This is a genomic window from Bradyrhizobium sp. USDA 10063 (assembly GCF_054063735.1).
The window spans coordinates 1,111,069-1,122,799 of the sequence record NZ_JBSSGP010000002.1 but is presented as its reverse complement, the minus strand read 5'-3'; the positions used below and the strand labels follow the sequence as shown (position 1 = coordinate 1,122,799).

Annotated in this window: 11 protein-coding genes; 1 reads left to right on the top strand and 10 read right to left on the bottom strand. The window is 62.7% G+C overall.

The window, feature by feature from the left end:
- Positions 1-14: 14 nt before the first annotated feature.
- The 5 genes from ACVJGD_RS07215 to ACVJGD_RS07195 form a co-directional block, all read right to left on the bottom strand.
- Positions 15-1,004 carry a hydroxyacid dehydrogenase gene (locus tag ACVJGD_RS07215; protein WP_456633699.1) on the bottom strand — a complete coding sequence of 330 codons (990 nt, stop codon included), beginning with the start codon at positions 1,002-1,004 and terminating at the stop codon, positions 15-17.
- 31 nt (positions 1,005-1,035) lie between these two features.
- Entirely contained in the window at positions 1,036-2,136 is a 1,101-nt protein-coding gene (locus ACVJGD_RS07210; RefSeq protein WP_456633698.1) for an ABC transporter ATP-binding protein, read from the bottom strand.
- A gap of 4 nt (positions 2,137-2,140) precedes the next feature.
- On the bottom strand, positions 2,141-3,055 hold the full coding sequence (locus ACVJGD_RS07205; protein ID WP_456633697.1) for a carbohydrate ABC transporter permease: 915 nt from the start codon (positions 3,053-3,055) through the stop codon (positions 2,141-2,143).
- Complete coding sequence (locus ACVJGD_RS07200) at positions 3,055-3,993, bottom strand: carbohydrate ABC transporter permease (protein WP_456633696.1); 939 nt, start codon at positions 3,991-3,993, stop codon at positions 3,055-3,057. Before ACVJGD_RS07200 ends, ACVJGD_RS07205 begins: the two co-directional genes overlap by 1 nt.
- Before the next feature lie 125 nt (positions 3,994-4,118).
- Complete coding sequence (locus tag ACVJGD_RS07195; protein ID WP_456633695.1) at positions 4,119-5,459, bottom strand: ABC transporter substrate-binding protein; 1,341 nt, start codon at positions 5,457-5,459, stop codon at positions 4,119-4,121.
- Between the two features lie 438 nt (positions 5,460-5,897).
- Here ACVJGD_RS07195 and ACVJGD_RS07190 point away from each other — a divergent pair, with 438 nt between their 5' ends.
- Positions 5,898-6,623 carry a Spy/CpxP family protein refolding chaperone gene (locus ACVJGD_RS07190; RefSeq protein ID WP_456633694.1) on the top strand — a complete coding sequence of 242 codons (726 nt, stop codon included), beginning with the start codon at positions 5,898-5,900 and terminating at the stop codon, positions 6,621-6,623.
- 268 nt (positions 6,624-6,891) lie between these two features.
- On the opposite strand, the gene ACVJGD_RS07185 is transcribed toward ACVJGD_RS07190, so the two are convergent.
- The 5 genes from ACVJGD_RS07185 to ACVJGD_RS07165 form a co-directional block, all read right to left on the bottom strand.
- Positions 6,892-7,293 (bottom strand): VOC family protein, encoded by a 402-nt coding sequence (locus ACVJGD_RS07185; protein ID WP_456633693.1) that lies wholly within the window; start codon positions 7,291-7,293, stop codon positions 6,892-6,894.
- A gap of 118 nt (positions 7,294-7,411) precedes the next feature.
- Positions 7,412-8,599, bottom strand: a complete 1,188-nt coding sequence (locus ACVJGD_RS07180) for an acyl-CoA dehydrogenase family protein (protein ID WP_456633692.1) — start codon at positions 8,597-8,599, stop codon at positions 7,412-7,414.
- Between the two features lie 12 nt (positions 8,600-8,611).
- Positions 8,612-10,018 carry an MFS transporter gene (locus ACVJGD_RS07175; RefSeq protein ID WP_456633691.1) on the bottom strand — a complete coding sequence of 469 codons (1,407 nt, stop codon included), beginning with the start codon at positions 10,016-10,018 and terminating at the stop codon, positions 8,612-8,614.
- Between the two features lie 190 nt (positions 10,019-10,208).
- Positions 10,209-10,859, bottom strand: coding sequence for a DsbA family protein (locus ACVJGD_RS07170; RefSeq protein WP_456633690.1), 651 nt, complete (start codon positions 10,857-10,859; stop codon positions 10,209-10,211).
- Positions 10,860-10,911: 52 nt separating this feature from the next.
- Positions 10,912-11,643: a DUF3750 domain-containing protein gene (locus ACVJGD_RS07165; RefSeq protein WP_456633689.1), complete on the bottom strand. Its 732-nt coding sequence runs from the start codon at positions 11,641-11,643 to the stop codon at positions 10,912-10,914.
- Positions 11,644-11,731: the final 88 nt, after the last annotated feature.

The window sequence follows — 11,731 nt, the reverse complement described above, 5'->3', positions numbered from 1 at the left end:
ACGGTTCTGGCGGATTAGTTGAGCACGTCCTGGTTGATCACGTTCTGCCGCAGCGGCGCGCCGTCAAGGACGCTCAGGATATTGCGTGCGGTCTGCTCGCTCATCCGGTCGACGGCCTCGACCGTGACGCCGGCAACGTGCGGCGCCATGATCACGTTCGGCAGGCTGTGCAGGGCTTGACCGACCGGCGGCGGCTCCTGCTCGAACACGTCAAGGCCGGCGCCGGCAAGCCTGCCCGACACCAACGCGTCGTGCAGCGCCTTCTCATCGACGATGCCTCCGCGGGCGGTATTGATGAGATAGGCGGCCGGCTTCATGAGCTTGAAGCGCGCTGCGTTGAACATGCCAATCGTTTCCGGCGTCTTCGGGCAATGGATGGTGACGAAATCGGCACGTGGCAGCGCCGCGTCGAGATCCGGCACCGCCTCGCAGCCGGCGGCTGCGATTTCGCTGGCTGGCTTATAGGGATCGTAAACCAGCACCTGCATTTCCATCGCGAGGCACCGTTTGGCGGTGCGGGTGCCGATGCGGCCGAAGCCGACGATCAACACCGTCTTGCCGTAGAGATCGAAGGGCAGCACCCCGAGCCGGTTCGCCCAGGTACCGTCTTTGACCACGGCATGCATTTCCTGCGCGCGCTTGGCCAGCGTCAGCATCATGAACAGGGCCTGCTCGGCCACGGACGGTGAGTTCGCCGTGCCCGCCACCATCAGTGGTACCTTGCGGCGCGAGAGTGCCGGGACGTCGACCGCGTCATAACCAACGCCGATCCGCGTCACCACCTTCATGTCGCCGGACGCCTCGAGCTCCGGCTCGCCAAAACGAGTGGCGCCGAGCGCGACGCCGTGAACCGGCGCATGCTGCTTCAGCAAAGCCTCGAACTCCTTGGCGGAGATCAGGTTGGGGAATTCGACGAGTTCGATGTCGTCCCGTTCGCTGAGGAGAGCCCGCGCTCCCGGTGAGAATGTCTGGGTGACGAAAATCTTCTTCTTGTTGGTGGCCATTTCCTGCCCTTGGCTATTGCGTATTGCGCCGTCAAAGGACGACGCCTGTCACCTCGTTTAGCAAATGCATGTTGTTGAGGTCCACAGCCAAGCGGAGCGGGGCACCATCCTGCGCGCCGGCATTGGGATTGACCCGGCCGCAGAGCTGGGTGCCCTCGAGGGTGAAATAGACCAGGGTCTCCATGCCCATCGGTTCGGTGACGTCGAGCACGGAGTCGAACGGCTCGACCCCAGGCTCCAGATGCGGCCTGGCCTCGGCGATGTGTTCCGGCCTGATTCCGAGCAGCAGCTTGTCGGTGCGCGGCACCGCCTGGTAGCGGTTGGCACGCGCCGGCGGCAGGGGAAAGGCGAGGCGGTCGGTCAGGCGCACATGCAGCCGGCCGCCGACATCTTCGAGCCGGCAGGGCACGAAGTTCATCGCGGGGGAGCCGATGAAGCTGGCGACGAAACGGGTCGCCGGCTTGTGGTAGAGCTCGTTCGGCGTGCCGATCTGCTCGATGCGGCCATGGTTCATCACCACCACGCGGTCGGCGAGGGTCATTGCCTCCACCTGATCGTGGGTCACGTAGACGGTGGTGGTGCGGACCTTCTGGTGCACCTTCTTGATCTCGATCCGCATCTGCACGCGCAGTTTGGCGTCGAGGTTGGACAGGGGTTCGTCGAACAGGAACACCTTCGGGTTACGCACGATGGCGCGGCCCATGGCGACACGCTGGCGCTGGCCGCCGGAGAGCTGCTTCGGCTTGCGGTCGATCAGGTCGGTGATATCGAGCATGCGCGCGGCTTCCGCCACCCGGCTCTTGATCTCGGCCTTGGGATAGTGCTTCAGCCGCAGCCCGAACGACATGTTCTCGGCGACCGTCATATGCGGGTAGAGCGCGTAGTTCTGGAACACCATCGCGATGTCGCGGTCCTTCGGCGGCACGTCGTTGACGATGTCGCCACCGATCGTGATGTCGCCATCCGAGATATCTTCCAGCCCCGCGATCATACGCAGCGTGGTCGACTTGCCGCAGCCCGATGGGCCGACCAGCACCACGAACTCATGGTCGGCGATGTCGAGATCGATGCCGCGCACCGCCTCGACTTCGTCATAGCGCTTCACAACTTTTCGCAGCGAGACTTCGGCCATGAGTTCAACCCTTTGTCGCGCCGGCGGTCAGGCCGGCAATGTAATAGTCCATCAGGAAGGCGTAGATGATCAGTGGCGGCGCGGCGCCGAGCAGGGCTCCGGTCATGATCTGTCCCCAGTTGAACACGTCGCCCTTGATCAGCGTGGTGATGATGCCGACCGGCAGTACGAGCTGGTCGGTCGAGGTCGTGAACACCAGCGGATAGAGGAACTGCGCCCAGGAGACGGTGAAGGCGAAGATCGTCGCCGCAATCAGTCCGGGCAGCGCGACTGGAATGAAGATCCGGGTCAAGGTCTGGAACCAGGATGCGCCGTCGATGATCGCGGCCTCGTCGAGCTCCTTCGGGATCGAGGCGAAATAGCCGATCATGATCCAGGTGCAGAACGGCACCGTCAGCGTCGGATAGATGAACAGCAGCACGTACCAGCGGTTGATGAGCTGGATGCCGGTCCAGTCGCCGATCAAAACGAACATCTTGAACAGCGGGATGAAGAGCAGCGTGTCCGGAATGAGGTAGGTCAGGAACACGCCGGTCGCGAGCGTTGCCGAACCCCAGAATTTCATCCGTGCCAGCGCAAAAGCCGCGGGCACGCTGATCAGCATGGTGATGGTCACGACGAAGATCGAGACCCACGCCGAATTCCAGAAGAAGCGCAGGAACTGGTTCGATGTCAGCAGCCCGATATAGTTCTCGAGCGTCGGATGATATACCCACCATGGATTGGTCGCCGCGGAGATCTCCGCGCTGCTCTTCAGCGAGGTGATGAGCATGTAGAGCGGCGGCGTCAGCGAGAAGATCGCGAACAGGATCAGGAAGAAGTACGACCAGCGCAGCGCCCAGGCGCGGTCGCGGCTCATGCTGCCATATTTTTTGACCTTGCGGGTCGGTCCGGCCTTGTCGATCGTGATTGAGCTCATCAGGCTTCGTTCCCCCGCTTGGAGACATCACGCAGGATGAAGATCGCGGCCACCGCCAGGATCGGCACCATGAACAGCGACACGCTGGCGCCGAGCGGGATGTCGCTGCCCTCGATGCCCACCCGGAACGCCCAGGTCGCGAAGATGTGAGTATGATCGAGCGGGCCGCCGGCGGTGAGGATGCGCACGATGTCGAAATTGGCGAAGGTCACGATCAGCGAGAACAGCGTGGTGATCGCGATGATGTTGCGCATCATCGGAAGCGTCACATACCATATGCGCTGCCACCAATTGGCGCCGTCGATCGCGGCCGCCTCATAGAGCTGTTCCGGCACCGATTTCAGCGCCGCCAGATACATGATCATGAAGAAGGGCGCGCCGTACCAGATGTTGACGAGGATGACGGAGAAGCGCGCCCAGTTCGCATCGCCTGTCCATGGGATCGGCCCGATGCCGAAGAAGGACAGCGTGTAGTTGAAGGCGCTATAGGAGGGATCGAACAGCCACAGCCAAGCGAGCGTGCTCATCGCCGGCGGGATCACCCAGGGCACCAGCAACATGCCGCGCCATCTGCGCTGCTTGTTGGCGGGAACGTTGTGGACGAAATGCGCGACAATGAAGCCGATCAGCGCCTTGAAGATCACGGCCGAGATCGCGAAGATGCAGGACTGCTTGACGACCAGCCAGAAAGTGTCGCGCTTGAACAGGAACTCGAAATTGCCGAGGCCGATGAATTTCGTCATCGACTTGTTCAGTGTCGCCAGATGCAGGGAGTAGAAGGCGGGATAGATGACGAGCGCCGCGACGAGGAGGATCAGGGGCAGCGTCATCAGGAATGCGACCGTCGATTTGCGCCTCAGCGCCTTGTGTAAACCGTTGCGCCTCCGTGCGGCCTGTGTTGCCTGAACACGGTGCGGTTGAACGGCGACATCAACCATGATCGATCTTCCTTGCGCGAGTTATTTCAACGGAAATCCGGAACGTCGGACCCGATGCCGCAAGCAAGCGACGACGGTCCGCGCCGCGGCGGCCTCTTCGGGCCGCCGCGACCACACGTTCGTCTTCAGCTTCGCATGAAGCCTTCACACTCGCCTTCAGCCCAGGCGAGCGTGTTCTCCATCTTTTCGCCCTGGGAATAGCGCAGGCACATCTTGGTCAGTGTTGCCTGCACGTAGATCTGCTGCGCGACCTTGGGCGGCGCCGGCGAGGCCGCGATCGACAGCGTTTGCGTCTTGTAGGGGTCCGGATAGTGGAAGAGGGTGCCCTTCGGCGGCGCTTCTTCCTGCCAGACCTTCAGCTTCGTTAGTTTCTCGTAGGCGGGCAGATCGTAGCCGCCGCTCGCCACCACCATCTTCTCGATCGATGCCGGCTGCGACAGGTGGAGCAGCAGGCTCTTGGCGGCTGGCTTGTTCTTGGAGAACGCCCAGATGTTCCAAAAGAAGGGTAGGTAGGGCGCAAAGCGGCCTTTCGGCCCGGCCGGGAAGCCGTGCGTCCAGCACTGTTCGGCGATCTGCGGCGCATCGCGTTTGGCGACTGCCCAGGCGCTCGGCGGATTCATGATCATCGCGCCCCTGCCGGAGACCAGCCACTTGTTGTTGGAAGCGTCGTCCCATGCCGACACATCCGGGGGCAGGAATGTGATTAGCTTCTTGTAGAACTCGAGCGCCTGCCGTACCGCGTCGGTCTTGACGGTCAGGTTGCCCTTGGCATCGACCAACTCGGCACCGTACGATTGGAAGATCGCGCCCGCGGTGTCGACGTTGTCGCTGGTCTCGCCGAGGCCGATGCCGAAGGGAACGCCGGCCTTGTGGCAGGCCTCCGCCGCTTTCAGGAACGTATCCAATGTCCAGTTGTCGGCTTTTGGCGGCGAACCCGCCGGATACATTTCCTGCACATCGATGCCGGCATGTTTCTTCATCAGATCGATGCGTGAGCAGGGACCCTTGATCTGGCTGCCGACGCTGGCGGGAACGCCGAGCCATTTGCCGTTGGCCTGCCCCAGATATTTGACTGTCCCGTTGACCTCGCCGTTCTGCTTGACGAGCTGCTCCATGATGTCGTTGACCGGCTCGAGCAATTCGGCCTGCGCGTGCGGCCACCAGGTGGACATCTGGATAATGTCGTGGCCGGATTTCGCCTGGGCTTCGGCGGCGATCGTCAGCAGGAGCTTGTTGCCCTGGCTCGGGATGTAATCGATCGTTACATCGACCTTTTCCTTCGCCGCCCATTCATTGACGAGGTCGGTCGAAGCCTTGTTGGCCCCGGGCACCCAGTGATCCCAGAAACCAATCGATAGCGCGCCCGCGGCATAGGCGCCGCGAACGTAAGGAGCCGTGATCAGCGCTGCCGATGACAGCGCTGTAGCCGCAACAAATTCTCGTCGAGACAGCTTCTTCCGCGACATGGCGTTCCCTCCCTGGTGAGCCGACGGTCAAAGACTTCCGAAATCTCTTTTTTGTTTTTTGGCTCGCCGCATTCGAGGCGGCGGGGCGATTTCCTCGTCACAGATCAGAGCAGAATTGTTGGCGCCTGTCGAGAAAGCAGGTGCATCCTTTCCTAAAACTAACGTTGTGTACAAATCGCAGGCAGTCGGGGCTGTTAATCTTCGCGCTATGCCTGCCGCAGGGGCGCCGGGAGGAATCTTTTTGCGGCGCACGCAAGCGGTTGCAGAGCCGGCGAAGCCGGCGGCCCGAGTCGTCCCTCGCCGCTTTGCGTCGTCGGACCGAAGAGGCGCAACCGGTAGACCTGCTCGCGGCTACAACGATAAAGTCCGGACTTGGCGGCGCTCCAGCCGCAATCGAATGTCAGACCGTAACCCGGATCGATCATGGAGACTCCGATAATGCCAAGCCTGGTATCGAAGCTGCGTGCGCGCTTGAGCCTCTGCGCCGCGCTGGCGGTGGCCGCCATCCTGTGTGTCAGCGCGTCGCCGCGCGCGGAGGCGCAAGGGTTGGTTCAGGGTGTCCAGCAGGGCGCCCGCGAAGGCAACAAGGCGGCCGGACCGGTCGGTGGCGTCTTGGGCGGAGCGATCGGAGGTGTGGTTGGCGTGGTCACGGGGGTGACCGGCGTGCTCACCGGCACCAATAGCAACAACCCTGCGCCAGCCGATAGGCGAGGCGGCCCGGCCAAGGGCAGCAAGGCTGGCAAGGCGGCCAAGGACAAGGTTGCCGCCAAGCAGCCGCAGATGATGACTCAAGAGAGCGTGCCGCAGCTCACGGCCGAACAGATCGTCGCCAACAGCGACGCCAATATCGAGCGCATCAAGAAGGAGCTGAACCTCACGCCGGAGCAGGAGAAGTATTGGGGGGGCTTCAACAGTGCGATGCACTATCTCGGCCACAACGGTGCCGATCGCGTGAACCTGCGCATTGCCCGCGCCAAGCGCGATCCGCCGGACGACGTCATCGAGCAGATGCGCAATGAGGCCCAGTTCCTCAACGACCGCGCGGTCGATCAGCGCAACGTGGCCGACGCCGCCGAGCCGCTTTATGCAAGCCTCGACGACAAGCAGAAGCAGATCTTCATCAACGAAATGGTCCGCCTCAGCCACGAACGCGGATTGGACTGAAAACGCCCTGGGATCGGGCGCCACCACGAATAGCCGGGTAACCATGCCCTGGGGTAGGTTGAAGGCGCGGCACCCGGCTATCCTGCCGCAGCGGCGCGGCCCCTCCAATCGTCATGCAAAGTTGAAGAAACCTCGACTGATTCACGCCGGACTTATGGCTGATTGAAGGTCTTGTCGGGAACCCGTTGGCGGGGCGCCACAAAATGGCGTCGGCCAGCCTCCGGGGCTGGCCGACGAACGGGTGGGGCTTATGCCCGAAGGGGCTCCCTCAGGCCTTGGCGAAGTTGAGTTCCACGCCGACCCCGTCCGGGTCGTAGAAGAAGAACTGGGTGTCGCCGGTGCGCGGAACGATGCTTTCGCGGAACTTGATGTTGTGCTCTCGCAGGCGCCTGCGCACGCCTTCGACGTCCGTGGCGGAAAAGGCGATGTGGTCGAGCCGGCCGGTGTCCTCGTATTTCTTCTCGGTACCACGCACCACGATGCCCTTACGGGGCTTGCGGGTGCCCATCAGGTGCACGGTGGCGACGCCGCCGGAATAGAGCCAGTAGCCGGGGAAATCGAGCGGCGGGCGCTCGCCGTTCTCGAGACCCAGCACGTCGCAATAGAAGTTCTTGGTCTTTTCGAGATCCTGGGGTTCGATCGTGTAGTGCTGCAATGGGCCAAGCGGCATGGTGTTCTCCCTGGAAATTAGAGCATGATCCGGAAAAGTGGATACCGGTTTTCCGAAAAGATCATGCTCAAACAAAAAGATAGAGCGGGATGATGTTTCGAAGAAAAATCATCCCGCTCTACACGAAGGTGAGGTCGCAATCGGCACCCATCATCCAGGCGCCGACGGTTTCGAAATGGCTGAGCCGGCCCTGCAATTGCTGGGTCACGGTGTGGATATCGCGGAAGCGGCGTTCGAGCGGATGGCCTTCGAAGATCGCGGTTGCGCCCGCGGCATTGTAGGTGAAGTCGACCGCCTCGCGCGCCTTGTGGATGGCGTGAGTGGCGGCCATGCGGATGATGATCCGCTGCTCCACCGTGATGTCGTTGCCGGCGACGAGGTCCTTCCAGATGTCGGCCATCGACTGCAGCACGAAGCCGCGCGCGGCGCGCAGATGGACTTCGGCTTGGGCCAAGCCGGACTGCACCACGGCGTTGTCACGCAGCGGGCTCTTGGCGCCGCGCGGCACCTTGTTGCGGGCCACGTCGACGAAATTGTCGAGCGCACCGCGGGCGATGCCGCAGGCGACGCCGGCAAAGCCGACCTGGTAGCAGGTGCCTGAACCCATGCGGTAGAGCGGACCGGCCTCGCGGCGTTCGCGCTCGAATTCGCGGGTGATCGAATGGTCCGTGCGGACGAAGAAGTCGTTCAACGTGAACTGGTCGCTCGCAGTGCCGCGCAGGCCGACCGTGTTCCAGATGTCGGCCCACTCGACGTCCTCGGTCCGCACCAGCATGGTGCGCTCGATCTGCGCGCCATGGGCGTCGCGTTTCGGCGAGCCGTCGGCCGCATAGATTGGGCAATGCGCGCCGAGCCAGGTGGCGTGTCGCCCGCCGGAAGCGAACGACCAGGTGCCCGTGACGCGATAGCCACCCTCGCATTCGATCGCCTTCACCTTCGGACCGGGACCCCAGGCCAGCACCGCACGGGGATCGCCGAACACGGCACGTGCCACGGGCAGATCGAGATAGGCGGCCGCCATCGCACAGCCGCCGGCCTGGCTCAGGCACCATGCCGTCGAGGCGTCGGCCTGCGCGATGGTCTCCATGACGTGGAAGAAGGTGAGGGGATCGGTTTCGATGCCCTGTGACGACCGCGGCAGCAACAGGCGAAACAGCCTGTGGTCATGAAGCCGGTCGAGCAGCGTCGGCGGCAACCGGCGCGTTTGCTCGATCTCGTTTGCGGCCGCTGCGACCAGCGGCTGGACAGCTTTCGCGCAGGCGATCACGGCCGGATCGCCCGCAAGTTCGGCAGACGTCGCGATCATCGCTCATAGCTCCTAGGCTTGCCGAACCGACGCGGTCGCCGCCACGTCGGCTCCAGCCGTCAGCTCCCGATCAATCTGTTCGATCGACTTGCCCCTGGTCTCAATGCCGAGGAAGTAATAGACGGCGCCCGCCATCAGGAACCAGCAGCCAAGATAGACAAAGGCGGTCGGGATCTGCGTCAGCGGGACATCCGGCTTCAAGTAGTTGCTGGAGCCGACGATCAACGCGAGTCCGACCGGACCAATGATCTTGCCGATACCGCCGAAGCCATAGGCCGAACCCATGCCGGTGGTGCGCAGATGCGAGGGCCAGACCTCCGCCGCATAGGGACCGACAATGGCAAAGCCGCCATCGGCGAAGAAGAACGCCAGGGTCAAGAGCAGCCAGAATGCCGAGACGCCGAACAGCGTCACGTCGTAATGATAGCCCGCGATGATTGTCAGCGCGCCCGCGCCGAAGCCGAGCAGGCCGCCGGAGGTCCGCCGTCCCACGAGCTCCGAGAGATAGGAGAAGGAGAGGCGGCCGAGAAAGCCGGAGACGCTGAGCAGGATCATCATCTTGGCGGCCTCCTGCGGCGTCACCTTCAGGATCAGCACGAACAGCGCCGGCGCCCACAGGGTGATGCCGTAAACGCCGGTCTGAGCGCCGGCATTGCCAAGCCAGGAGACGATCAGGCTGCGCGGATACTTGAACAGATCGAGCCAGTTCGTCTTGGTGACCGGGCCGGCATCGGCGGCCGACGGCAGCGGGAGGGAGGACGGCTCCACCTGCAGCGCCCAGGCGAGCGACTTGCGGGCTTCCTCGTAGCGGCCCTGGCGGCACAGCCAGCGCGGGCTCTCCGGAACCCAGAGCCGGACCAGCAGCACGAGCAGCGACGGCAGCAGGCCGATCGCGAACAACAGCCGCCACTGGTCGGAGCCCATCACTGCACCGAGGATGGCGCCGAGCCCGACGCCGAGCGGGATCACACAGGTGACGAGTCCGCCGATCCAGCCGCGCTTGTGCGAGGGCATGAACTCCTGCACCAGCGGCAGGTCCACACAGTAGAGCCCGCCGACGCCGGTGCCGACGAAAAAGCGCATGATCGCGAGATAGATCCAGCCATTCTCGGGCGTGAAATAGAGCAGTCCGGTGGCGATCGAGAAGTTGAGCACTGTGCCGACGAACACGATACGACGGCCGACTCGGTCGGCCAGCCATCCCCACACATAGGCACCGATGATGGCGCCGATGCCGGAGCTCATCAGCACGATCGCCGACTGTCCGAAGGTGAGTTTCCACGGCCCGATCAGGAAGGCGAGCACGAAGCCGATCAGGAAATAATCGAAGAATTCCAGCGCGTCGCCGATGATGGCAGCCGAAAGGATCTTGATCTGGTTGCCGGTCAGACTCCTCCGGCGATCGAGAATCTCGAACATGGCGTTTCCCCTTGGCGCCTGTTCATTTTGATTCAAGCGAGCGTCGCGCCCATCGCCCCGCCTACGGGCGACGAGGCTATCCTTGAGCCGCGGCGAACGACAAGCCCACCAGCACGCGGGGCACGTCTGCGTTGTGACGATGAGGCGATGTATCCCGCTCTGCACAATCGCATGTGCGAGAGTGAGGAGTTTAGCGCTTGAGCAGCGTCTTGAGCTTCGCGTCGAGCTCTTCGTAGGACATCGCGCCCTGCCATCGCTCGCCGTTGACGAAGAAGGTTGGCGTAGCGTCGACCTTCAGCGTCTCCATCGCATAGCGCTGGTCGGCGGCGATCTTGTCGAGCAGCGCCTGATCCTTCTCGCAGGTTTCGACTTCCTGCTCGCTCATGCCGTTGAGTTTGCCGACCATGAACAGCGTTTCCTTTGTTTGATCCATCATGCGGGCCTGTTGCTTGAACAGCGTCTCGATGACGGCGAAGTGCTTTTCCGCATCATCCTTGCCGATGCAACGCACCAGCATCGAGGCGGCCGCTGCCTTGATGTCGAGTGGGAATTCGCGAAACACGAAGCGGACCTTGCCGGTATCGATATATTTCGAACGCAGCATCGGAAAGACGTTCTCGCCGAACGCCGCGCAATGCGGACAGCTCATCGAGGCATATTCGGTGATAGTCACCAGCGCCTTCGGCGAGCCGATTGCGATGTCGGGCAGTGATACGGGTTTGGCGACGGCGGCTGCGGTCGCGCTCTGTGCCTTCGCTTCCCGAACTGTCGGCGGCGCAAGAAACGCAAGCAGGACAATGAACCCCAAGGCGGTGCTGGTCGAGCGATTGAGAACAGGCAACGAAATACTCCGCAAGTGAATACCGTTTTCCGATAGCCGGCCCGCAGCCAGTCTATCGCTGGACAAGCGGCAGGCCGAGCCGGCCGATGCCGGGGAACTTCAGGGCAGGGCGACGGATATCGATACCAAGCACTCCGCCGAACAAGTTCAACTCGATCCCTTCGATCCAGCCGATCGTCAGACCGAGATAGCCGCCCAATGTGGCGAAGACACCGGTGCGTGACGCGGTGATGCCATACCACTCACCCCGGTAAGGGTAGTCCTTGCCGATCGCCGTCGGCGGCAGTATCGCTCGCAGTTCAGGGACGGCGTCGAGCGCCGCCTGAACAAATGTGTTCGAGTTTGGACCCGGCCAGGCGCTGTAATCGCCATAGTCGCGAAATCTGTAATTCTCGATGACTGCCCGGATTTTCGGGATCAACTGCTCGGCGTTCGCGCCGTCCACACTCACGATCGCTTCCGGCACGGCACCAAACCATCGGCCGTCGGCCACGAATCCGTCAACCCGAACCGGTGCGCCCCACGCCGTGTAGTCATAGCGGCTATAGCGCGGCGCATCGCGTTCCTTGACCACGATCCAGGTGTGGACCGCAAAAATCCCGCGCCAGCGCACAGTGCGCGCAGCATAGACGCGGATGACGGCGTCCGGATGTTCTGAGGCCTTGGGCAACAAGCCGGCGCTCGAGCGGTCGGCCGTCTGCCAATTGACGCGCCGATCTCCGAGCAAATAGGCGACCGTCGAAAAAGCAAGCGGAACGACAATCAGCAGAACAAGGATGACCACGGATTTCTTCACAGGGGGACATCGGCGGAGGGGTAATTATCCTGATCTAAGTATTCCGATCCGCCGGAACCAGAGCGGGCCAGCGGCA